Below are 23,093 nucleotides of genomic sequence, written 5' to 3' on the forward strand. Positions count from 1 at the left end.
ATAGATCGGTTACTGACGAGTAATATTTGCTAAAGTTTGATCATGGGCTAGCCTCCAGGCCAGAGTCGGCCGACCGGTGATCTGCCGGAGGAGGCGGCCATGAACAGCCGAACTGATGTCGATCGACGGCAACTGCCAACGATCTCCACCCCTCGTTTCGTGGGACGGGGCCGCGAGATGCGGGCGCTGTCCGTCGCCCTCGGACAACCGCCCGCCGTGGTCCTGCTGGAGGGCGAGGCGGGCATCGGCAAGACCCGGCTGTTGCGGGAGTACCTGGTATCTCCATCCGGTCAGGGCCACCGGGCCCTCGTCGGGTCCTGCCCACCCCTGCGTGAGCCCTACACCCTCGGCGCAGTGGTTGACGCGGTGCGCGAAGGCGTGGGCAATGTCGCCGGGCTGCGGCTGAGCGGCCTGGCCGGAGCGCTTCGGCCGTTGTTCCCCGAATGGGCTGCCGACCTGCCGCCCGCACCGGAGCCGATCGAGGATCCGACGGCAGCGCGGCACCGACTCTTCCGCGCCTTCGTCGAGTTGCTCGGCCGCCTCGACGTAGCAGTGCTGGCGATCGAGGACGTGCACTGGGCCGACGACGCCACCCTTGAGTTCCTGCTGTTCCTGGTCTCGCGTCGCCCTCAGCCGGCGAGCATAGTCGTGACCTACCGGCCCGAGGAGCTACCGTCGGACTCGTTGCTCCTGCGGCTGTCCTCTCGGCTGCCCGCTGACGCTCGCCTGTCCAGGATGGAACTCGAGCCGCTGTCGATCGATGACACCGCAGCCTTCGTCTCCTCGATGCTGGCCGACGAGCACGTCTCCGCCGAGTTCGCGGCCTTCCTGCACCAACGCACCGACGGCGTACCCATGGCGATGGAGGAATCCATACGCCTCATGCGGGAACGTGCCGACCTGATCCGCCTTGCCGGCGGCTGGGCGCGCCGTCGGCTGAGCCACATCGAGGTGCCGCCGACGATCCGTGACGCCGTGCTCGAACGTGTCGCACGACTGCGGCCCGACACCGTCGCCATCCTGCGTGCCGCCGCGGTGCTCGCCGCCCCCGCCGATTACGTGACCCTCAACGCGGTCGCCGGTCTGCCGCCGGAGCGGGCCGGCGTCGCCGCAGCGGAGGCGCTCGGCTGTGGCCTGCTCCGCGAGGACCGGCGTGGGAAGGTGTCGTACCGCCACTCCCTGGCCTGCCGCGCGGTGTATGAGGCCGTCGCGGTGCCGGACCGCCACCTCATGCATCTGCGCGCCGGCAGGGCACTGGAAGGATCGGTGCTGCCGCCGGTAGCGCAGCTGGCCCACCATTTCCGGCAGGCCGGCGAGACCGAGGCATGGTGTCGATACGCGGAACAGGCAGCCGACCTCGCTGCGCAGTCCGGTGACGCGGCCACGGCCGCACTCCTGCTGCATCGGCTGGTCACCACCGTTGACCTGCCGGTCGAATCGCTGGTGCGGCTCGTGATGAAGATTCAGTTCCAGCCGTTGCCCGACGCGGACCCGTATTCGGACATCGTCGGTGTCCTGCGGGCCGCGCTGCGCAAGGAAGCGCTGACGTCGCAGCAGGAAGCAGCGGTACGTTTCCAGCTCGGCCGGGTCCTCATGGTGGCGGGCGACTGGGAGGAGGCCCGACTCGAGGTCGAGCAGGCGACGGTCAATCTGGCGCCGGACTCGGAGCAGGCCGCGCGAGCACGGATCTTCCTTGCCCTTTCTCCCGGCACCGCCCGGCTGACCGAGGAGCAGCTGCGTCAGCTACGCGAGGTACCGGCGGCCACGATGTCGATCACGCCGTACGAACGACTACGCCTGCTCCAGGAGCGGACGTTCGCGCTGCTCATGCTCGGTGAGGAGACCGCCTGGGCCGAGGTGCGGCAGCTTCCCGAGGAAAGCTCGGATCCCCGCCAACGTGGGCTGATCGCGGCGAGCCACGCGAATATCGCCGAGATGGCGATTCGGTGGGGGCGATACGACGAGGCCCGCCTGCGACTGGCCAAGGCCAGAGACCTTGCCGACAGGTACCAGCTTGAGATGCTGTTCGGCGCTGTCGCGGTGATCGAGGCACACCTGGACTGGTTCACCGGCGCCTGGGCCGGCCTGGCGGACCGGGTCGCCGCACTGATGGCCGCGCACGACGGCGTGTGGCTGAAGGACCAGCGCGAGGCGGCCCTGGTGGCGGGCCTGCTATGTGCGCTCACCGGAGAGCGGGAACAGGCGGAACGCCATCTGCTCCTTGCCGGCCGGGACGATCAGCAACGCATCGAGTCCACGGCAGCGCTGGCCCGACTGCGACTGCGCGACGGGTGTGTCGAGGAAGCGCTCCGCATGACCGAGGAGCCTGGAGAGGTGACGCTCCGCAACGGGATCTGGCCGCGTAGCGCGGAGATCGCGCCAGTGCGGGTTGAGGCTCTGGTTGCCGCCGGCCGGATCGACCAGGCCGAGGACCTGGTCGTCGCGTTCCAGCGCGCCTTGGGCGACGCGCCCGCCCCGGCACCGCAGGCGTCCCTGGCGCTGTGCCGCGCGATCCTCACCGAAGCCCGCGGGCAGGCCGCCCAGGCCGCCGCGCTGTTCGCTGAAGCGGTCGCAGCCTGGCAGGCGCTGCCTCGCCCGTACGATGCGCTGCTCACCCGCGAGCGCCACGCCCGCTGCCTGCTCACCGTCGGCCAACCCGACGTCGCCCTGCCGATGCTCGCCGAGACAGCACGGGCCCTGACGGAACTGGGCGCCGGCATCGACGCCGACCGGATCGTGCAGGTTCTGCGGGAGTACGGGTGGAGAGGCGGCATGACGCGGGGCCGCGGCCGGCCGAGCTACGGCAACCAACTGTCGCCGCGCGAGCGCGAAGTTGCCCGCCTGCTGGTCGGTGGGTGGACGAACCGCCAGATCGCCGACGAGCTGATGGTGTCCACGCAGACCGTCTCCAGCCAGATCAAGTCGGCCATGCGCAAGTTGCAGGTGGCCTCTCGTACGGGACTCGCACTCAAGATCCTGGAACTTGGCCTCGTCGAGCAAGAGACACTCCCACCGGCGCAGGACGAAAAAATTCAGCCGCCGTCAGGTGGCACGAAGTAATTCCGTGGGTGGGCGGACGGTTTAAATCCTGCACTTGGCCAATCGATCTACGGCCAACGTGATCCCACACTGTCCTCATGGAGCCAGGACAGCCGTCTATGCCTGAGTCATCAGACAGCTCGCCGGAGTCGTCGAGCGGGTCGAAGGGCCAGGCAGAGCTGGCAGGATCGCCGATCGACTCGGCCAGCACACCGATAAATATCGATGCGAGTGGACTCGATGTAGATGGCGAGTACGAGCCGCTCTAGTGAGGAGGTCGAGGGTCGGAGTGGGGTTTCTTCATTCGGCTGCCCGACCATTTTTCGATACGTCGGCGGAACAGGTACCAGTCAGCAGGAGGAATTCATTGCGTTCCACAAGCCACCACCAAGGCGAGTCACAAACCGTACCTCGGCAGGAGGCCGACAGATGAGGCCAAGTCCGGCGATGAAGCCTATCGGGCGACGCTTGGGCGCCCTGACCGTCGGTCTGACCATCTTCGGGATGGTCGTGTCAACCTCGCCGGCGAACGCCAACACGCCAACCCAGCAGGATCCGCGACCGGATGTCACGACGCCCCGGAGCTTGCCGCTGACCATTGGCGAAGACGCCCTGCGGGTCGCTGCCGGCTCCGGCGCAAGCCTGCCGCTGACACTGATCACCGGTGACAAGGTGCATGTCGGTATCGGCGCGGACGCGAAGCCGGTCGTACGGGAGATCGAAGCCGCCCCCAGACCCGACGGCGAAACTGTCACCTTCCACACCGTCACCAGGAAGGGCAGCGTCTACGTCGTACCGAACGACGCCCTGTCGCTGATCGAGCAGGGATTGCTGGACTGGGGTCTGTTCGACCTTGCCAAGCTGGCCGCGCACGTGGCGGAGGGCACGGTCGGCCGGGTGCCGGTGCTGATCACCTACCACCAGAACCTCCCGATGCGGGCCGCACAGAAGGTGGCCGGTGCACGAGCGGGGTCCACTCTGGCCAGCATCAATGCCCAGTCGATGGACATCCACGGTGACGGCCGGTGGTGGCAGGAGGTACGCGGCAAGGACGACATCGGCATGGCCGCCGCCAGGACGGCCGGTGCACTGTCCGGAGTCAAGAGGGTATGGCTCAACGAACTGGCTCGCATCAACCTTGACACCTCGGTAGCGCAGATCAACGCGCCGATCGTGTGGGACCGCGGCTACGACGGATCGGGTGTGACCGTCGCGGTACTCGACAGCGGTATCGACCCCAACCACCCGGATGTGGCTGGCAAGATCGTCGAGCAGGTCGACTTCACTGGTGACGCGAGCGGCCCGAAGGACGGGCATGGGCATGGGACGCACGTGGCGGCTACCGTCGCCGGCAGCGGTGCCGCCTCCGACGGACTGCGCAAGGGAGTGGCGCCGGCGGCGAAACTCATGGTCGGCAAGGTCTGCAACGACGGCGGCTCCTGCCCCACCGATGCCGTCATCGCCGGTATGGAGTGGGCTGCCCACTCCGACGCCAAGGTCGTGAACATGAGCCTCGGCAGCGGGGCCACCGACGGCACCGACCCGTTGAGCGAGGCGCTCAACAACCTGAGCCGCGACACGGGAACCCTCTTCGTCGTCTCGGCGGGCAACTCCGGGCCAGGCGACAGCACCGTCGGAGCCCCGGGAGCCGCCGACGAGGCGCTGACCGTGGCGGCCGTGAACAAGGAAGACGCCATGGCCGACTTCTCCAGCCGCGGACCGCGACTAGGAGACGGCGCGGCGAAGCCGGACATCGCCGCTCCCGGCGTCGACATCGTCGCTGCGCGCGCCGCCGGTACGGCGATGGGTACCGTGGCGGGCGAGCACTACACCAGCGCCAGCGGCACCTCGATGGCCGCCCCGCACGTTGCCGGAGCCGCGGCCATCATCGCGGAGAAGTACCCGGAGCTGACCGGGCAAGAGATCAAGGGGCACCTGATGTCCACCGCCGTGGACCTCGGGCACGGCGTGTACGCCCAGGGTGTCGGCCGGGTCGACCTGGCCCGAGCCGTCGACCCGACCATCACCACCACCGGAAACCTGCACTTCGGCCGGGACACCTACCCCCACTCACCGGTGGTCAGGACGCTCACCTACACCAACCACACCGACCAGCCGATCACGCTGAATCTCTCGGCCTCGGTCGCCTCCAACGGCCAGTCCCCTCCCGCAGGGCTGTTCAGCTTCGACACCGACCAGGTGACCGTGCCCGCGCAAGGGACCACGGAGGTGACCGCCACCGTGGACGGCAGGGTGCTGGAGCGCGGTGGGCAGTACGGCAGCTACACCGGTGTGCTGACAGCTCGGGATGCCGACGGCGTCGTGCAGGCGTCCAATCGGATCAGCGCCTTCCTCGAGCCGGAGCGCATCGAGCTGACCATCGACGTCATCCCACCGACCGGTGCCACCTCCGTCAGGTACGGCAACGCACTGATCGTTCCCGTGGATGACAAGGTGCACCTGCACGACGACGCGGTGAGCGTGCCCGGCGGTAACCGGATGACCGCACGTCTGTTCGAGGGCACCTTCGCCGCCGCCCTCTCGGTCACCTGGCAGGACGCGCGCGGCGAGCAGCACAGCGCACTCCCGATGGCCGCCGAGGTGAAGCTGAGCAGGCCCACCAGCGTCACTCTCGACCTGCGCAAGGCGAAGCCGGTCAGGGCGAAGACCCCGAAGCCGACGGAAACCTACTTCGCGGCCCAGGTCATCCAACGGACGTCCGCCACCGGTGACTGGGGCATGACGGCGCAGCAGACCGCATCGAACTACGGCGCGTACGACCCGAACTGGTGGGCCCTGCCCACCGACAAGGTGCGTACCGGCACCCTGACCCACAGCACCTACCTGGTGCAGACCACACCTCTGATCACCATGAAGGTCACCGGTGTGGGCAGCTCCTTCGACCTGTCCGCCCGCTACAGCACCCCCGACAGCTCCGTGTATCGCAACGACCTGCAGTGGACGGAGGGGGAGCAGACTCTCTACCAGCCGCTGCGGCTGCGGGTTCCCCGGCTGCCGAACAGCGGGACGAAGACTGTCGTCTACGGCGGCACGGGATTGCCGGACGACCTGGCGAAGATCGACGCCAGGGGCAAGCTGGTCCTGCTGACACCTACCGACATCTGCCCGGCGACGACCTGTCAGGTCACCTCGCTGCGCGAACGGGTTGCGGCGGTGGCTGCCGCGGGGGGTGTCGGCGTGCTGGTGGCCGGCCCGCCGGGTCTGCAAAGACTGACGTTCGTCGAGCCCGTCATCAGCTGCCCGGACGGGCCGGAGAGCTGCCCGGCAATTGAACCGTACGCCGCGCTGCCGATCCTGACCGTGCCGGCGGATGAGGCCAACCAGCTGATCGCGCGGCTCGAGGCCAAGCCGAAGAAGGCCTCGTCCGTCCGAATCAAGCTCGGCGGCAGCCCTGACCCGCAGGTCTACACCCTCGCGTTCCACGACTCGGGTCGGGTGCCCAACAAGCTGCCGTACCAGGTGCGACACAACGACCTTGACCGGGTCGACCACCGTTTCCACGCCAACCGGCCGGGAGAGGTCTCCAGCCTGACGTGGGGGCAGTGGACCGAAACCGGCCCGGACCCGGTGTCCGCCAGCCTGCCGCTCACGAGCACGCAAGACATGCTCACCACGTTCGTCACCCGGCAGAAGAACGCCATCAACAAGTTCGCCTTCACGTGGGTCGACCACACCGAAACGCCTACGCCATCGTCGAATCAGCAGGAAGACCAGGAGTTGCTGGCCGGTGTGGCGCAGACGGTCTACTGGAACACCGGTCCGACCCTGCCCGGTGCGGTGCCGCAGGTCCGTACCAGGTCGGGCTTCACCCTCGACACGGGAACGCTCTGCGCAGGGTGCCGGCAGGCTGACACCTTCTACCCGAACATGTATCTGACCACCAGCACCGGCAGCCGCCAGGCGATGATCGGCATCGTCAACAACGCGGGGCTCGCCGAGGGCTACTTCGGAATCAACAACTGCGAGTCGTCCGCGTGTGACTTCAGGCTCTCCGATGAGTCCGGTAACGAATTCGAACGCCGGCTCGCGCCCGTCTCCGCCGTGATCGGCAGCGATGCGGCCGGCGACCCGGTGTCCCGGACCTCTGGTGGCCAGCGATGAGGGCCGAATCGAAAAGGGAGGCCGAGGCAATGAACACGACGTCGCCGTGGTTGCGGCGAAAGGCAACACTCGCGGGCCTGGTAGCCGCGGGGATCGTCGCGCTGGGATGCGCGGCGGCTGGTGACATCGTCGCCTATGATCTGCCGCCGGAATCGGCCCGCTACACCTTCGAGGCGGAGACCAACGGCGTCAAGACCGTGTGGGAGTACACCTCGGGCAAGCCGACCGAGGCGGACGTCTCGGAGTTGCAACCCTGCATGGGCGACGTCGTCGGGGGCGTGGGCGAGTGCCGCCCGGAACCGCTGATCTTCCTCCGCTACGACCTGGGTCTTGACCTGGACAACACGGTCAAGGCTGGGAGCGTGCACCAGGTCACGATCATCGGCTACTACCAGGAGGGCCTCAGCACGCCGCCGAAGGTGACTGATCTGCGCGTGGAGGTCAGCTTCGACGGTGGCCGAAGCTGGCAGCCGGCGCCGACGAAGGCCGCCGGGAAGAACACCTACACCGCGACGGTCAAGCACCCGAAGCGGGGCCAGGCCGCCGAAGGGGTCGGGTTGCGGATCAGCGCGGCCGACAGCGGTGGCAATACCGTGAAGCAAACCATCCCCACCGCGTACCGGCTGCGCTGAGCGGTACCGCGGACGGGGTGACCCGGTCCGGGGCGCGGCCGGGGCGAGAGTGTCTCGCCCCGGCCGCGCCCTTGTCAGTGGCGGCCGGTGTGCCGAGACCGGCGCTGAGGCGCAAGCGGACAAGCGGAAGGGGGCCCCGACCGGGGCCCCCTTCGTGGTGCTTGATGGTCAGCTGGCGCTGCAGGTGACCGTCGGAGTCGAGCTGCTTCCACTGGCAAGGAAGCCGAAGCTCGTGGTGCCGTTGGCCCCCAGGGAGCCGTTGTACGACACGTTGCGGGCCGTCACGGTCGATCCGGACGTGGTGTGCGTCGCGTTCCAGACCTGGCTGATCTGCTGGCCACTGGACAACGTCCAGCTCGCAGCCCAGCCGTTCAACGGCGAGGTGCCGGTGTTCTTGATCTCCACCTCGCCCTGGAATCCACCGGACCAGCTGTTGGTCACCTTGAAGGTGGCCGAGCAGCCACCGTTACCCGCCGGCGGCGGAGTGGTGGGCGGCGGGGTGGTCGGCGGCGGCGTGGTGGGCGGCGGCGTGGTCGGCGGCGGAGTGGTGGGCGGCGGGTTCGTGCCACCGTTGCCGATGCCGGTCACTTCACCGTTACCGCCGTCGAAGACCACGTCGGAGCAGCCGAAGAAGTTCTCCTGGCTGTCCGAACGGACCCAGCGGGAGTAGATGATGTGCCGGCCACTCTTGTTCGCCGGCAGGGTGCCGGTGAAGTAGTAGTGACCGTCGTTGGTGCCGACCGCGCCGCGCTGCGGCGGGTTGGTCACCGTCAGGAACGGCTGCGCCTCCAGGTCGTCCCAGGCAAGGGCCCGGGTCGGGCTCCAGCTGTCCTTGGTCACGTAGAAGTAGAACGTGCCCGGGTGGTGGGCCCAGTTGCTGTACCGGAACTCCATGGAGCGACCGGCGGTCAGGTGGGTCAACGGCCAGTCGTTGCGGGCCAGGTCGAAGCCGCGGAAACCGGTCGCGCCGCCGCTGCACAGCTGCCCGTCCGGAATGAAGCCGGTGGTGCGACCGCCGGCGTCCGAACGCAGCACGCTGAACCAGTTGTAGAGGGAGTTCGTACCGCTCTGCGCGACAGCCGCCGCACAGGCCGGGTTCTGCGGACGGATCTCGCCGGTGGGGGAGAGCCCGTCACGCCAACAGAGGTAGGTACGGGCACCCGGCGTCATCGCCGCGCCGTGCGCGGCGGCCGGGTCGGGGCTGGCGGTCACGGCGACGACCGCGCTCGCAGCGAGGGTGACGGCCGCGAAGAACATCGCGGCCAGACGAGGACGGTGCACAGGTTCTCCTGACTCGCGGGGACACCGGTTTGGTGGCCCCGCCGGAACGCGCGGGGTGACGAGGTACGTCTGACCCGCTGCTGTGGCGGATGCGATCGATGCGGCTACCTGCGCCCAGGGCGGATGGCCCAACAGGCGGGTGCCGTCAGCATTCGGTCGACGCGTAAATGCCCTCGCGTGCGATGAACCCGGCGCCGGTGACGCGCAGCCCCGCGTCACCCGGCACTACCTATCCCAGCATGCCGGGCGCAACGGCGCAATAGTCATTTCTCGATGTCCGATTTCCACCCACGTCCAATACCGCGGCTTGCGCGCCCGACCCGCCCGCACTGTGCCAGCCTGAGCCGTACGACTGCCGACGGGAGGGAACGGCTCGATGGGATACGCGGTGGTGCTCGGCGAGGCCCTCGTCGACCTGCTCGACACGGAATGCGACGGCGTGCCGGTCTACCGGCAGGCCATCGGCGGTGCCCCGCTGAACGTCGCGGTGGGCATCGCCCGGCTCGGCGGTGCGGCGCAGTTCGTCGGCTCGCTCGGCGACGACGCCCTGGCCGAGCGGATCCGCACCTTCCTCACCGCCACCGGGGTCGGCCTGGCCGGTACGGTCACCGCCGCCGTACCGACCACGTTGGCCGTGGCCACCTTCACCGGCGCCGAGCCGGACTTCCGCTTCTACGGCGAACCGCCGTCGTACGCCTTGTTGAAGCCGGACGATCTCGACGTCGCGCTGATCGAGGGCGCGGACGTGCTCTCCTGCGGCTCGATCGTGCTGTTGTCGCCGGGGCCGCTGGCCGCCGCGCGGCGGGCCTGGTCGCTGGCGACCGGCCTGCGGGTGTTCGACCCCAACGTCCGGCCACGGCTGCTGTCCGGCCCGGCGGCCCTGGTCGCCCTGCGCGAGGTGGTCGCCGAGTTCGCCGCCGGGGCACACCTGGTCAAGCTGAGCAGCGCCGACGCGGAGGCGCTCTATCCGGGCGAGCCGGTCGAGGGTGTGGCCGCCTACCTGCGGGAGTTGGGGGCGGGCACCGTCGTGGTCACCCTCGGTGCCGCCGGCGCGGTGCTCGCCGCCGCCGGTGCCGATCCGGTACGGGTGCCAGCGCCGCGCGTGACAGCCGTCGACGCCACCGGAGCGGGTGACTCGGTGCTGGCCGCCCTCGTCGCCGACCTGCTGGTCGCCGGTGAGCCGACCGACCCGACGGGGTGGACCGAGCGGGTCGCCTTCGCGCTGCGTGTCGCCGGGCTGGTCTGCGAGCGTGCCGGCGGCGCCGTCGCCATGCCCACCCGAGCCGAGGTTGCCGACCGCTTCCCCACCTGACCGGGCCAGGCGCGCCCCGCATCAGGCTAAGCGGGCCCTGTACCAGGTCGGCACCACAGGTGCGGCCCGCATCAGGTCACGCGCGCCCGGCGTCAGGTCAGGCGGTGCCGTCCAGTTCGGCGTAGCCGCGGCGGGCGGCCAGCAGCGCGGGGCGGGCCGGGAACGGTGCATCGGCGGCGACCCGTTCCGGTGGCGTCGAACCGGTGTGCCCGGCCCGGATCAGCCAGGCCAACTCGACCAACTGGGCGTGCTGTGCCCGGACGAAGTCGGCGTCCACCGGCGTACCGTGCCCCGGCACCACCACCGTCGAGTCGGTCGTCCAGCGCAGCAGTTCGGCCAGCGCGTCGGGCCACTGCAACGGGTAGGAATCCTCGAATGCGGGTGGCCCGGACTGCTCGACCAGATCACCGGCGACCAGCACGTCGGCGTCGGGTACGTGCACCACGAGATCGGCGTCGGTGTGCCCCCGACCGGGATGGCGCAACACCACCTGCCGGCCCCCGATGTCGAGGGTGGCCTCGGTGTGGACGGTGTGGGTGGGTGCCAGCACGGTGACCTCGGCCAGTTCGTCGGCCAGCCCGGGGTGCTCGTCGCGCAGTTCCGCGTACGCCTCGCGGCGGAGCCGTTGCGGGTCGTCGCGCAACGCCGCCGCGGCCAGTTCGTGCGCCCAGATCGGGCGCGGCGGGTCGCCGGCGAGGGTGGCGTTGCCGAAGCAGTGGTCGAAGTGGTGATGGGTGTTGACCAGGGTCAACGGATCACCGGTGACCGCACGTACGGCGGCGGAGAGCTCGACCGCCTGCCCGACGGTGGACAGGGTGTCGACAAGCAGCGCCTCCCCGTCGCCCAGCACCAGCGTGACGTTTACCGCGAGCAACGGCTCCCGCAGCACCAGCACCCGGTCGGCGACCTCGACGAAACCGCCGGTCATGACGACCCGCCCGCCCGCTCGATGAAGCGGTGCCGGTCGACCACCACCCGCTCCACCCGTCCCTGCGCGATCGTCTGCTCGCCCTCCACGACTGTCACCTCGAAGGTCAGCCGCCGTTTGTCGACAGCCGTCAGCCGGGCCTGCGCCGCCACCGTACGGCCCACCGGCGTCGCGGCCAGGTGCTCCAGTTCGACGCGGGTGCCGACGGTGGTCGTCCCGGCGGGCAGGTGACGGGCGGTCGCCGCCACGGTCGCCGCCTCGGCCAGCGCGAGCACCCGTGGGGTGCCGAGCACGGGCACGTCACCGGAGCCGACGGCCTGGGCGGTGTCGTTGTCGGTGACGGTCAACTCGACCCGGGCCGCCAGGCCCGGCGTCAGGACACGATCCAGCTGCTCCTGCATGGCCACAGCGTAGGTGCTCGCCCCGACCTGGGCGTGCAGCCGGCCACCATCACGCTCGATCAGGGCCCGAACAACCGCGACCCGCCGCTGCCGGCCGGCGCTGCATGATCACTCCTGTTGGCGGGCGGCGTGACCGCGTGCGGACAACTCCGCCGCCAGCGCCCACGCCTCGGCGAGATCCCGGTCCACCGCCGCGGCCCCGGCTCCGCCCGCCGTGTCGGCGTGCACCGTGGCCAGGCGCAGCCGGCGCTGCAACGGCCCCTGCACCACCCGGACGCTCTGCAACCGGGCGTACGGCACGACTGTCACCTGGCGGGTGAGCAGGCCGGAACGCACCGCGAAGACCTGCCCGGTGAGGCCTGCGCCGAGCACCTGACGGCTGAGCGGGTTGAGCCAGCGGGCCCGTACCGGCGGCGGCGTCAGCGGCAGCGCCGACAGGTCGACCCCCGGCAGCACCTCGGCCACGATCGCCTCGGCGGTGGGCAGGTCACCGACCGGCAGCAGACGATCCGGCCGGCTGCGCTGGTCCGGCTCGCCGGCGGTGTAGCCGGCCACCTCCAGGCGCAGCCGCAACCAGCCCTTGAACCGCCAGAGCAGCGGCCAGGTCACCCCGATGGTCTGCACCCGGTGCAGCGGTACGGTCTGCACCCTGGTCTCCAACAGGCCGTTGCGGATGCGCAGGCGGTCGTCGTCGCGAGCCAGTTGGAACTGCCAGTCGTCGAGGACCCGGCGTACCGGTTGCAACACGATGCCCGCCATCGCGGTCAACGTGCTCGCCACCGCGATGAACGACCAGGTGCCCTCGGACAGGAACTGCGCGGCCACGAAGACCACACCGAACGGCAGCAGGAACGCCTGCGGGGTCAGCAACTGGCTGACCAGCAGATCCTGGTTGCGTACGGAGTGCAGTGGCCGGCCGGTCGACGGCTCGGCACTGGCCGGCGTGGCCGTCGGTGCGTACGGTGGCGCGCCCCCCGGCACCCCGGCAGCCGGTGCCCCGGCAGACGGTCGGCCCGCCAGCGACAGCAGGCGTTGCCGCAACGCGGACGCCTCGGTGACGCTGAGGAAGGCCAACGGCGCCTCGGTCTTACCTCCGCCGACCACCTCCAGCCGCAGCTCGGCCAGCCCGGTGAGCTGGGCGAGCAGCGGTCGGACGACCTCGACGGCCTGGAGGCGCTCCAGTGGGATCGCACGTGTCCGCCGCCAGAGCAGCCCCTCGTGGATCCGCAGCTCGCGGCCCACCACCTGATAGCCGGTGTTGTACCAACTCACCACGGCCAGCACCGCAGCGCCCAGGACGATCACGGTCACCATCGCCGCGAACCAGCCGAAGCCGACCCGGGACAACGTCGACCAGGACAGCCCGGCGATGACCACCACCAGCGACCTCGCGCTGTGCAGCACCGGGCTCAACGGATGCAGCCGCTGCCGGGCCTGTTGTGCCGCGCCCGGCTGCCCCGACCACCCGTCGGGTGGATACTGCGGCGGCACCGCACCTGGTAGATACCCGAGCGGATACCCCGCCGGCGGCGGCCCGACCGGCGGCCCGGCGGGTGGTTGCCAGCCGGGCGATTGCCACCCCGGCGGTGGCCAGCCCCCTGGCGCTCCTGCCGGTGGTGGTCCGACCGGTGGCCCGGCCGGGGGGAGACCCGTCGGCGATTCGGATGGCGGGGTGGTGCCGGGTGATGGCGTGGCGCGCTCCGAGTCCCAGCCGGTGTGGTCGCTCACAGCCCTTCCGCCCGGTCCTCGCCGAGCGCCGTGAGCCGGTCGCGCAACCGGGACGCCTCCGCGGGCCGAAGACCCGGCACCCGGGCGTCGCTGGCCGCCGCGGCGGTGTGCAGCTGCACGGTGGCCAGGTCGAAGGCCCGCTCCAGCGGACCCGCGCTGACATCGACGAACTGCATCCGCGAGTACGGCACGATGGAGAGCCGGCGGACCAGCAGCCCGTGCCGCACCAGCAGGTCGTTCTCCCGTTCGGCGTAGCCCCAGGCACGCACGGCCCGGACGATTGTCACCGCCCGCCAGACGGCGAACACCAGGACCACGCCGAGTGCCAGGCCGAAGGGCCAGGCACCGGTGAACCCCCAGGCGACCCCGATCATGATCGACAGTACGACCACCACGCCGGACAGCCGCAGCAACTCCACCCAGATCAGATCGGACGAGATCGACTGCCACCGGACGGTGTTCGGCCACGGCTCAAGCGGGCCGGGCTGCCCGACAGCCGACGCCGGCACCTGGCCACCCACCTGCTCACCGCTCACGGGACGGGCCTTTCGTTCGCGACTGCGGGGCTCGCAAGCTCACTCCTCGCGCTCACGGGACGGGCCTTTCGTTCCACTCTTGAAGCGTAGGCGATTCGGTCAGCGGGGCGACCTCGCGCAGGAAGCCCCGCGCGGTGAGGAAGTCACCGAGATGACCACGGTGCGCGTCGCAGGCGAGCCAGGTCTTGCGTCGCTCGGGCTGGTGCAGGCGCGGATTGTTCCACCGAAGTGACCACTCGGCCGGGGCGTGACACCCACGGGCCGAACAGACCAGGGCCGTGGTGGGGGGATCGGGCTCGCTCATCCCGGCCAGTCTAGGGCGGCGGACGAGGAGAAGAATTGAGCGCCGGGCGACCACGGGGGAAGCCGCCCGGCGACGGATGAATGGTACACACGCCGGGGCGTCATCTGTCCACTGGTGATCGGCGATTGGCGTGGCGACGGATGGCGTGGCGAAAATCGGTCGCTCCCGCCGTCCGTACCGAGCCGGGCATGCGAGGCTTGGTAGCGCACACGCCGCGACGACCGATTCATGCTGTGGAGGACCGGTGGCCCAGCCGACCACGCCCGACGCCCCGACGCCGAACGGGACCCTGCCGCAGACGCCCGGCGCGCCGACCACCCCGGCGCAGGACGCGGGCCTGCTGGAGCGGGCCCTGTTCGAGATCAAACGGGTGATCGTCGGGCAGGACCGGATGGTGGAGCGGATGTTCGTGGCCCTGCTCGCCCGGGGGCACTGTCTGCTGGAGGGCGTGCCGGGGGTGGCCAAGACGCTGGCGGTGGAAACCCTGGCCAAGGTCGTCGGTGGCTCGTTCGCCCGGGTGCAGTTCACCCCGGACCTGGTGCCGGCCGACATCATGGGTACCCGGATCTACCGACAGTCCAGCGAGAAGTTCGACGTCGAGTTGGGGCCGGTCTTCGTCAACTTCCTGCTCGCCGACGAGATCAACCGGGCACCGGCCAAGGTGCAGTCGGCGCTGCTGGAGGTGATGAGCGAGCGGCAGGTCTCCATCGGCGGGGAGAGTCACCGGGTGCCGAACCCGTTCCTGGTGATGGCGACGCAGAACCCGATCGAGCAGGAGGGGGTCTACCCGCTGCCGGAGGCGCAGCGGGACCGCTTCCTCATGAAGATCGTCGTGGGTTATCCGACCGACGCCGAGGAGCGGGAGATCGTCTACCGGATGGGCGTGGCGCCACCCGAGCCCACCGCCGTGTTCGACACCGACGACCTGATCGCCCTGCAGAACAAGGCCGACCAGGTGTTCGTACACAACGCGCTCGTCGACTACGCGGTACGGCTGGTGCTGGCCACGCGTACGCCCGCGGAGCACGGCATGCCCGACGTGGCGCAACTGATCCAGTACGGTGCCAGCCCACGGGCCTCGCTCGGGCTGGTCCGGGCGACCCGGGCGCTGGCCCTGCTGCGCGGCCGCGACTACGCCCTGCCGCAGGACGTGCAGGACATCGCGCCGGACATCCTGCGGCACCGGTTGGTGCTCAGCTACGACGCGCTCGCCGACGACGTGCCGGCCGACCACGTGGTGCACCGGGTGATGTCGACCATCCCGATGCCGTCCGTGGCGCCCCGGCAGCAGGCGACCCCGACACCACCGGCCGCGGTGGCACCGACCTCGGGGTGGCCCGGGCAGCGGCCGTGACCTCCACCACCCCTCCCGCCGGCCACCGGCAACGCGCACCCGACGCGACGGACAACCGCTCCGGCGCGGTGCTGTCCCGACTGCAACTGCTTGTCACCCGCAAGCTCGACGGCCTGTTGCAGGGCGACTACGCCGGCCTGCTGCCCGGCCCGGGCAGCGAGGCGGGGGAGTCGCGGGAGTACCGCCCCGGCGACGACGTACGCCGGATGGACTGGCCGGTCACCGCCCGCACCACCACGCCGCACGTGCGGCGTACGGTGGCCGACCGGGAACTGGAGACCTGGCTGGCGGTGGACCTGTCGGCGAGCCTGGACTTCGGCACCGGCCGGTGGCTCAAACGGGACGTGGTGATCGCCGCGGCGGCGGCCATCACCCACCTGACCGTACGCGGCGGCAACCGCATCGGCGCGGTGGTCGGCAGCGGCGACGAGGTGCCCGCGCCGCGCCGGGGTCGCCGGTCGCCACCCGTGCCGGTCGGGCCGGGGCGACTGGTCCGGATGCCGGCCCGCTCCGGGCGCAAGGAGGCGCAGGGCATGCTGCGCGCCATCGCCGCCACCGAGAGCCGGCCCGGCCGCAGCGACCTCGGCGCCCTGGTGGACATGCTCAACCGCCCGCCCCGACGGCGTGGCGTCGCGGTGGTCATCTCCGACTTCCTCGCCCCGCCCACCCAGTGGGCCCGCCCGCTGCGCAAACTGCGGGTACGCCACGACGTGCTGGCGATCGAGGTGGTCGACCCGCGCGAACTGGAGCTGCCCGATGTAGGGGTCCTTCCGGTCGTCGACCCGGAGACCGGGGAACTGCACGAGGTACAGACCGCCGACCCGAGCCTGCGGCACCGGTACGCGGCTGCGGCAGCCGCCCAACGGGCGGAGATCTCCGCCGCGATGCGGGCCGCCGGTGCCGCACACCTACGACTGCGTACGGACCGAGACTGGCTGCTGGACATGGTGCGCTTCGTCGCCGCGCAACGGCACGCGCGTACCCGGGGGACGACACGATGATCCGACTGCTCCAACCGTGGTGGCTGCTGGCCGTACTGCCGGTGCTCGCCCTGGCCGCGCTCTACGTCTGGCGTCAGCTGCGTCGCCGGGACTACGCGATGCGGTTCACCAACGTGGACCTGCTGCGTACCGTGGCCCCGAAGGGGTTGGGCTGGCGGCGGCACGTGCCGGCGACCGCGTTCCTGCTCGCCCTGCTGGTGCTGGCCGGCGCCCTGGCCCGCCCGGCGATGGACACCCGGGAACCGCTCGAACGCGCCACCATCATGCTGGCCATCGACGTGTCACTGTCGATGCAGGCCGACGACGTGTCGCCGACCCGGCTGGAAGGGGCCCAGGAGGCGGCCAAACAGTTCGTCCGGGAACTGCCCGAGACGTACAACGTGGGCCTGGTCTCCTTCGCCAAGTCGGCGAACGTGCTGGTGCCGCCGACCAAGGACCGCCCGGCGGTGACCAACGCGATCGACGGCCTGGTGCTGGCCGAGGCGACGGCGACCGGGGAAGCGGTCTTCACCTGCCTGGAGGCGATCCGGTCGGTCCCGGCCGACGGTGCGGCCGGCATCCCGCCGGCCCGGATCGTGCTGCTCTCCGACGGCTTCCGCACGGCCGGCCGATCGGTGGAGGAGGCCGCTGCCGCGGCGCAGGCGGCGAACGTGCCGGTCTCCACCATCGCGTTCGGCACCGACGCCGGCCACGTTGCCATCGGCGGACAACTGCAACGGGTACCGGTGGACCGGATGGCGCTGGCCGCGCTGGCCGAGACGACCGAGGGCTACTTCTACGAGGCCGCTTCGGTGAGTGAGTTGAAGCAGGTGTACCAGGACATGGGCAGCTCGATCGGCTTCCGCACCGAAGCCCGCGAGATCACCCAGTGGTACGCGGGCATCGCACTGCTGCTCGCCCTCTGCGCCGGCGCCACCAGCCTCCTCTGGTCCTCCCGCATGCTCTGACCCCGCACCCCCGCCCCGGCGGCGTCAGCGCGCGGGTTGGTGCGATGGTGCGGGACTCGGGGCTGTTGAGGGGCGTGGGTGGTCAGTGGTTGCCGCTGGCGAGGACGAACAGGACGGCAACCCAGACGGCGGCGAGGGTGAAACCCAGCGGGGCGACGTAGCGGCTCATGACAGGCTCCGGGGTGAGCGGTTCGTCGGCCCGGGACACGGGTGGACCGGCGAGGAGTGAATCGGGGACGCACACACACGAAGTCGTGACCGGGGGGCTTCCGGGTGGCACCCGCAGGCTCGACCGGCTTGTGGGCCGGACGGCGGTGGCGGGGTGCGCGGGGAGCGGGCCAGCTCAGGCGGAGGGATACTCAGCGTGACTGGCGGTCGGCCCGGCCACGACTGGGAGGATCGCTATCTGGCACAGCGATCACCTCCTGAAGTCGGGTCGGTCCGGGCGGTACGGGCCGCCGTGCGACCCGCAAGCGGGAGTCAGCGTACACCCGCGATCGAAGCGGGCGCATCCGGCCGACCCACCGCCGGACCCCGGGATACGACTGCCCGCCTCCGGCCGGTGGCGGAGACCGGAAAGGCTGGCCGCGACCGGTCGACGGCGGGATGAACTGCCGTCGACGCCGTCCGTCGTCCGAGGTGGAAGTGATCACCGTACGTGCGGTGACGTGGGTCGGGTTAGCGATTACTGTGCGGTAGCGCCTAGTCTCCAACCCGCAGCGATCTTTGGAGGGGACGTACGTGTCTCGAACTGTCTTGGTCACCGGCGGCAACCGCGGCATCGGGCTGGCCATCGCGCAGGCCTTTGCCAAGCAGGGTGACCGGGTGGCGATCACGCACCGGGGCAGCGGAGCGCCCGACGGGATCTTCGGCGTGCGGTGCGACGTCACCGACAGCGAGTCGGTCGACGCGGCCTTCGCTGCCGTGGAGGCGGAGTTCGGCCCGGTGGAGGTGCTTGTCGCCAACGCCGGCATCACCGACGACACGCTGCTGCTGCGGATGTCCGAGGAGCAGTTCACCCGGGTGCTGGACACCAACCTGACCGGGGCGTACCGCTGCGCCAAGCGGGCGTCGTCGAAGATGCTGCGGGCCAGGTGGGGCCGCATGATCTTCATCTCCTCGGTGGTCGGCCTCTCCGGCGGCCCCGGCCAGGTCAACTACGCGGCCAGCAAGGCCGGCCTGGTCGGAGTTGCCCGCTCGATCACCCGCGAGCTGGGCACCCGCAACATCACCGCCAACGTCGTCGCGCCCGGCTTCATCGAGACCGACATGACCGCCGACCTCTCCGCCGAGCGCAAGGCGGAGATCCTCAGTTCCATCCCGGCGGGCCGGATGGCCAGCCCGGAGGAGGTCGCCGCGGCCGTCACCTGGCTGGCCGGCGACAGCGCCGGTTACATCTCCGGCGCGGTCATCCCGGTCGACGGCGGCATGGGCATGGGTCACTGAGCCGAGCCGGCCACTGAACGTGAGTACGGAGGAATGAGCATAATGTCCGGACTGCTGGCCGGTAAGCGGCTGCTCGTCAGCGGCGTCATCACCGACGCCTCCATCGCCTTCTCGGTGGCCAAGCTCGCCCAGGAGAACGGCGCCCAGGTCCTGCTGACCGGGTACGGCCGGCTTTCGCTTGTGGAGCGGATCGCCAGGCGGCTGCCCGAGACGGCACCCGTGATCGAGCTGGACGTGACCAACTCCGAACACCTCGCCGGGCTCGCCGACAAGGTTCGTGAGCACGTCGACGGCCTCGACGGGGTGGTGCACTCGATCGGGTTCGCCCCGCAGAGCTGCCTCGGCGGCGGGTTCCTCGACGCCTCCTGGGAGGACGTGGCCACCGCACTGCACGTCTCCACGTACTCCTACAAGTCGCTGGCCACCGCGGCGCTGCCGCTGATGTCGCCGGGCGGTGCGGTGGTCGGGTTGACCTTCGACGCCACCCAGGCCTGGCCGGTGTACGACTGGATGGGTGTGGCCAAGGCCGGCCTGGAGTCCACCTCCCGCTACCTCGCCCTGCACCTGGGCAAGCAGGGCATCCGCAGCAACCTGGTCGCCGCCGGGCCGCTGCGGACGATGGCCGCCAAGTCGATCCCCGGCTTCGAGCAGTTCGAGGACGCCTGGTCCGAGCGGGCCCCGCTGGGCTGGAACCTCGCCGACCAGGAGCCGGCCGCCCGGGCCTGCCTGGCGCTGCTGTCGGACTGGTTCCCCGCCACCACCGGCGAGATCGTCCACGTCGACGGCGGCTATCACGCCATCGGCGCGTAGGTGCAAGGAAGGGCCCCCTGTTAACGCCTGCGGTAGAGCAGGGGGCCCCTCTTAACGGCCGGGACCCGGGGGCGTTGCCCGATCGCCGCCTGGCAGGGGCAAGAATGGGACCATGGCGTACGACGCGGTGGTGCTGGTGTCCTTCGGCGGCCCGGAAGGGCCCGACGACGTGCTGCCCTTCCTGCAGAACGTGACCCGGGGGCGGGGCATCCCGCCGCAACGCCTGGCCGAGGTCGCCGAGCACTACCAGCACTTCGGCGGTGTCTCCCCGATCAACCAGCAGTGCCGGGACCTGCTCGCCGCGGTCCGCGCCGACTTCGCCGCCCACGGTCTCGACCTGCCGGTGTACTGGGGCAACCGGAACTGGCACCCGATGCTCGCCGACACCTTCGCGCAGATGCGCGACGACGGCGTACGGCGGGCGTTGGCCTTCGTCACCAGCGCCTTCGGCGGGTACTCCTCGTGCCGGCAGTACCAGGAGGACATCACCGCCGCCCGAGCCGCGGTCGGTCCGGACGCGCCGGTGATCGAGAAGATCCGCCAGTTCTGGGACCATCCCGGCTTCGTCGAGCCGCACATCGACGCGGTACGGGCAGCGCTGAGCCGGCTCGACCCGGCCCGCCGGGACCACACCCGACTGGTCTTCACCGCACACTCCGTACCCGTGTCGATGGCGGACAGTGCCGGCCCGCACGGCGGCCGGTACACCGCGCAGCTCACCGAGACGGCCCGGCTGGTGCACACGGCCGCCGCCCCCGACCTGCCCTACGACCTGGTGTGGCAGAGCCGCTCCGGTCCGCCGCACGTGCCGTGGCTGGAGCCGGACATCAACGATCACCTGACCGCCCTCGCCGCGAAGGGCGTCACCGCCGTGGTGGTCAGCCCGATCGGTTTCGTCTCCGACCACCTCGAGGTGATCTGGGACCTCGACACCGAGGCGCGGGACACGGCCACCCGGCTCGGCCTGGAGTACGTCCGCGCGGAAACCCCGGGCACCGACCCCCGCTTCGTGACAATGGTGCGGGAGTTGGTGCAGGAACGCATCGACCCGGCCGGGGCCGACAGGCGTCGCCGTCTCGGCGAGCTGCCGATGTGGGACACCTGCCCCTCGGTCTGTTGCGTCCCGCCCCGCCGTCCGTCCTGACCGGCCCTGGCGACCACCCCCCGACACCCCTGCGGAGACGAGCATGCAAGACCGTAAACCCGTCGAGAGTTGGCTCACCGACATGGACGGTGTGCTGGTGCACGAGGGCCAGCCGGTGCCGGGCGCCCCGGAGTTCATCAAGCGGATGCGGGCCTCCGGCAAGCCGTTCCTGGTGCTGACCAACAACTCCATCTACACCCCGCGTGACCTCCGGGCCCGCCTCGCCCGGATGGGTCTGGACGTGCCGGAGCAGGCGATCTGGTCCTCCGCGCTGGCCACGGCCCAGTTCCTGGCCGATCAGCGGCCGGGCGGCACCGCGTACGTGATCGGGGAGGCCGGGCTGACCACGGCGCTGCACGCGGTCGGCTACGTGCTCAGCGACTTCGCGCCCGACTACGTGGTGCTGGGGGAGACCCGCACCTACAGCTTCGAGGCGATCACCAAGGCGATTCGGCTGATCAACGACGGGGCGCGGTTCATCTGCACCAACCCCGACGCCACCGGCCCGTCGGTCGAGGGGGCCCTGCCGGCCGCCGGCTCGGTGGCGGCGATGATCTCGAAGGCGACCGGGGTGGAGCCGTACTTCGTCGGCAAGCCCAACCCGATGATGATGCGCTCGGCGTTGAACACCATCGACGCGCACTCGGAGAGCACCGCGATGATCGGCGACCGGATGGACACCGACATCCTCTGCGGGCTGGAGGCCGGGTTGGAGACCATCCTGGTGCTGACCGGCATCAGCACCCGCACGGAGGCGGAACGCTACCCGTACCGGCCGTCGCGCATCGTCAACTCGGTGGCCGACCTGATCGACGAGATCTGACGCGACGGGCATCAGGTAGCGACGGGCGTCATGTTCGCGACGGGCGTCAGGTCGCGCCCGGCGTCAGTGCTGCGCCGGGTCGCGGCGGAGGAAGTCGGCGACGACCGGGGCCACGGTGGCCGCCGGTACGCCGTGCCACTCGCCGGGCAGGCTGCGTTGTTCGGCGGCGGGCAGCAGGGCGGCAGTGGTGGCGGCCATCGCGCTCAGGTCGGCCGTGCTGCCGGCGCTGTGCAGGACCAGCGTCGGCGTGGTCACCCGGCGCAGCAGCGTCGCGTCGGTGGCTTCGCTGAGCAGGCTGTCGTACGCCAGGGTGTGCGCGACCGAGACCATGGCCGTCCAATGCGGGGTGCCGCGCATCCCGGCCAGCAGATCATCCGGTACGCCGATGCTGGTCAGGAAGAACGTCACCGCCTCCTCGCCGGTCAACTCGCGCAGCTTCGCGGTGAACGCACGTTGCTCGGCGGAGTCGTCGTCGAGGCTGAGCGGCGGCTCCAGCAGGGCCAACCGTCGAACGTCGAGACCGGCGTCGGCCGCGTGCAGGGCGAGCAGACAGCCGGAGGAGTACCCGTACAGCGAGGTGGGTGAGCCGGCCTCGGCGATCAGCGCGGCGAGATCCTCGACCTCGCGTTGCGGGGCGTACGGCGGCGTGTCGCCGCTGCCTCCCCGCCCGCGCCGGTCGTACCGGTAGATCGTGAAGTCGGACGCCAGCAGCTCGGCCAGCTCTTCCAGCGGGCTGTTGGCGCGGTAGTGCCCGGCCGCGTCGATGAGAATCAGCGGCGGGCCGACGCCGTCGCGCTGGTAGGCGATCCGCGTCCCGTCCCGGGAGGTGACATACGACATGCGCCGAACCGTACCGGCCGTGCTGTCCACCCGTTGCCCGTCGCGCAGGGGATGAGCGCAGCAGCCGACCGGACCCACGGGATGGGACCCGGCAGGCCACCGCGCAGCGGTCAGCTCTGCGTGATGTCGGTGCTGAAGGCGAGCTCACGGCCGGCCTCGATGTCGCTGGTCAGGGCCTCGACGCGGTTTCTGGCCATGCCGTACGAGTCGGGGCCGAGCAGTTGGTGCAGGGGTGCCTGGCCCGTGTCGGCGACCGTGATGATGGCGGTGGCCGCCTTGACCGGGTCGCCGAGCTGGGTGCCCGGCATGGCCAGGTGCGCCTCGGTCATCTCACGGATCGCCTGGTAGCCGGCCACGGTCGCCTCAGGCAGGCTCAGCGACGACGTACGCAGGAAGTTGGTGCGGGTGTAACCCGGCTCGATCACGTTCACCTTGTGCCCGACGC

20 protein-coding genes are annotated in these 23,093 nt (G+C 70.6%); 11 read left to right on the plus strand and 9 right to left on the minus strand.

All coding sequences use genetic code 11. The features are described 5' to 3' along the window. Window positions 1–99: 99 nt before the first annotated feature. From Vgi01_RS14110 to Vgi01_RS14120, 3 genes are all read left to right on the plus strand, one after another. Window positions 100–3,060, plus strand: coding sequence for a helix-turn-helix transcriptional regulator (locus Vgi01_RS14110; RefSeq protein ID WP_204291302.1), 2,961 nt, complete (start codon window positions 100–102; stop codon window positions 3,058–3,060). Between the two features lie 564 nt (window positions 3,061–3,624). Next, window positions 3,625–7,161 (plus strand): S8 family peptidase, encoded by a 3,537-nt coding sequence (locus Vgi01_RS14115; RefSeq protein WP_204291303.1) that lies wholly within the window; start codon window positions 3,625–3,627, stop codon window positions 7,159–7,161. Then, window positions 7,158–7,793: a hypothetical protein gene (locus Vgi01_RS14120; protein ID WP_204291304.1), complete on the plus strand. Its 636-nt coding sequence runs from the start codon at window positions 7,158–7,160 to the stop codon at window positions 7,791–7,793. The genes Vgi01_RS14115 and Vgi01_RS14120 overlap by 4 nt, the downstream gene beginning before the upstream one ends. 168 nt (window positions 7,794–7,961) lie before the next feature. Here the strand turns inward: Vgi01_RS14120 and Vgi01_RS14125 are convergent, their stop codons facing one another. Further along, on the minus strand, window positions 7,962–9,050 hold the full coding sequence (locus Vgi01_RS14125) for a lytic polysaccharide monooxygenase auxiliary activity family 9 protein (RefSeq protein WP_204291379.1): 1,089 nt from the start codon (window positions 9,048–9,050) through the stop codon (window positions 7,962–7,964). A gap of 400 nt (window positions 9,051–9,450) precedes the next feature. Between Vgi01_RS14125 and Vgi01_RS14130 the strand changes: the two genes are divergently transcribed. Next, window positions 9,451–10,386, plus strand: a complete 936-nt coding sequence (locus tag Vgi01_RS14130) for a PfkB family carbohydrate kinase (RefSeq protein ID WP_204291305.1) — start codon at window positions 9,451–9,453, stop codon at window positions 10,384–10,386. Window positions 10,387–10,483: 97 nt separating this feature from the next. On the opposite strand, the gene Vgi01_RS14135 is transcribed toward Vgi01_RS14130, so the two are convergent. The 5 genes from Vgi01_RS14135 to Vgi01_RS14155 form a co-directional block, all read right to left on the minus strand. Next, a complete protein-coding gene (locus Vgi01_RS14135; RefSeq protein ID WP_204291306.1) occupies window positions 10,484–11,314 on the minus strand; it encodes an MBL fold metallo-hydrolase in 831 nt (276 codons plus the stop codon). Further along, on the minus strand, window positions 11,311–11,715 hold the full coding sequence (locus Vgi01_RS14140) for a thioesterase family protein (protein WP_204291307.1): 405 nt from the start codon (window positions 11,713–11,715) through the stop codon (window positions 11,311–11,313). Before Vgi01_RS14140 ends, Vgi01_RS14135 begins: the two co-directional genes overlap by 4 nt. A 108-nt stretch (window positions 11,716–11,823) precedes the next feature. Further along, a complete protein-coding gene (locus tag Vgi01_RS14145) occupies window positions 11,824–13,206 on the minus strand; it encodes a PH domain-containing protein (protein ID WP_102657611.1) in 1,383 nt (460 codons plus the stop codon). Window positions 13,207–13,439: 233 nt separating this feature from the next. Then, window positions 13,440–13,979: a PH domain-containing protein gene (locus Vgi01_RS14150; protein WP_199180165.1), complete on the minus strand. Its 540-nt coding sequence runs from the start codon at window positions 13,977–13,979 to the stop codon at window positions 13,440–13,442. 52 nt (window positions 13,980–14,031) lie between these two features. Then, window positions 14,032–14,283 carry a hypothetical protein gene (locus Vgi01_RS14155; RefSeq protein ID WP_204291308.1) on the minus strand — a complete coding sequence of 84 codons (252 nt, stop codon included), beginning with the start codon at window positions 14,281–14,283 and terminating at the stop codon, window positions 14,032–14,034. Between the two features lie 244 nt (window positions 14,284–14,527). Between Vgi01_RS14155 and Vgi01_RS14160 the strand changes: the two genes are divergently transcribed. Genes Vgi01_RS14160 through Vgi01_RS14170 form a run of 3 tightly spaced genes read left to right on the plus strand, consistent with a single transcriptional unit; the run spans window position 14,528 to window position 17,585 of the window. Beyond that, a complete protein-coding gene (locus tag Vgi01_RS14160; protein ID WP_204291309.1) occupies window positions 14,528–15,637 on the plus strand; it encodes an AAA family ATPase in 1,110 nt (369 codons plus the stop codon). Then, window positions 15,616–16,638, plus strand: a complete 1,023-nt coding sequence (locus tag Vgi01_RS14165; protein ID WP_204291310.1) for a DUF58 domain-containing protein — start codon at window positions 15,616–15,618, stop codon at window positions 16,636–16,638. The genes Vgi01_RS14160 and Vgi01_RS14165 overlap by 22 nt, the downstream gene beginning before the upstream one ends. Beyond that, window positions 16,635–17,585, plus strand: a complete 951-nt coding sequence (locus Vgi01_RS14170) for a VWA domain-containing protein (RefSeq protein ID WP_102657615.1) — start codon at window positions 16,635–16,637, stop codon at window positions 17,583–17,585. The genes Vgi01_RS14165 and Vgi01_RS14170 overlap by 4 nt, the downstream gene beginning before the upstream one ends. A gap of 82 nt (window positions 17,586–17,667) precedes the next feature. Here the strand turns inward: Vgi01_RS14170 and Vgi01_RS31150 are convergent, their stop codons facing one another. Further along, window positions 17,668–17,793 (minus strand): hypothetical protein, encoded by a 126-nt coding sequence (locus Vgi01_RS31150; RefSeq protein WP_275409918.1) that lies wholly within the window; start codon window positions 17,791–17,793, stop codon window positions 17,668–17,670. Window positions 17,794–18,326: 533 nt separating this feature from the next. Here Vgi01_RS31150 and fabG point away from each other — a divergent pair. The 4 genes from fabG to Vgi01_RS14190 all read left to right on the plus strand — a co-directional run bounded on the left by fabG (window position 18,327) and on the right by Vgi01_RS14190 (window position 21,808). Next, window positions 18,327–19,031 (plus strand): 3-oxoacyl-ACP reductase FabG, encoded by a 705-nt coding sequence (fabG, locus tag Vgi01_RS14175; RefSeq protein WP_102657616.1) that lies wholly within the window; start codon window positions 18,327–18,329, stop codon window positions 19,029–19,031. A 42-nt stretch (window positions 19,032–19,073) separates the two neighbouring features. After that, window positions 19,074–19,841: an enoyl-ACP reductase FabI gene (gene fabI, locus Vgi01_RS14180; protein WP_204291311.1), complete on the plus strand. Its 768-nt coding sequence runs from the start codon at window positions 19,074–19,076 to the stop codon at window positions 19,839–19,841. A 112-nt stretch (window positions 19,842–19,953) separates the two neighbouring features. Beyond that, window positions 19,954–20,985: a ferrochelatase gene (locus Vgi01_RS14185; RefSeq protein ID WP_204291312.1), complete on the plus strand. Its 1,032-nt coding sequence runs from the start codon at window positions 19,954–19,956 to the stop codon at window positions 20,983–20,985. A gap of 43 nt (window positions 20,986–21,028) precedes the next feature. Then, entirely contained in the window at window positions 21,029–21,808 is a 780-nt protein-coding gene (locus Vgi01_RS14190; RefSeq protein ID WP_102657660.1) for an HAD-IIA family hydrolase, read from the plus strand. 63 nt (window positions 21,809–21,871) lie between these two features. Here the strand turns inward: Vgi01_RS14190 and Vgi01_RS14195 are convergent, their stop codons facing one another. After that, window positions 21,872–22,648 (minus strand): alpha/beta fold hydrolase, encoded by a 777-nt coding sequence (locus Vgi01_RS14195; RefSeq protein WP_204291313.1) that lies wholly within the window; start codon window positions 22,646–22,648, stop codon window positions 21,872–21,874. A gap of 110 nt (window positions 22,649–22,758) precedes the next feature. Further along, complete coding sequence (locus Vgi01_RS14200; protein ID WP_239088960.1) at window positions 22,759–23,073, minus strand: Rossmann-fold NAD(P)-binding domain-containing protein; 315 nt, start codon at window positions 23,071–23,073, stop codon at window positions 22,759–22,761. Window positions 23,074–23,093: the final 20 nt, after the last annotated feature.

The sequence above is a fragment of the Micromonospora gifhornensis genome (assembly GCF_016863515.1).
Lineage (GTDB): Bacteria > Actinomycetota > Actinomycetes > Mycobacteriales > Micromonosporaceae > Micromonospora > Micromonospora gifhornensis.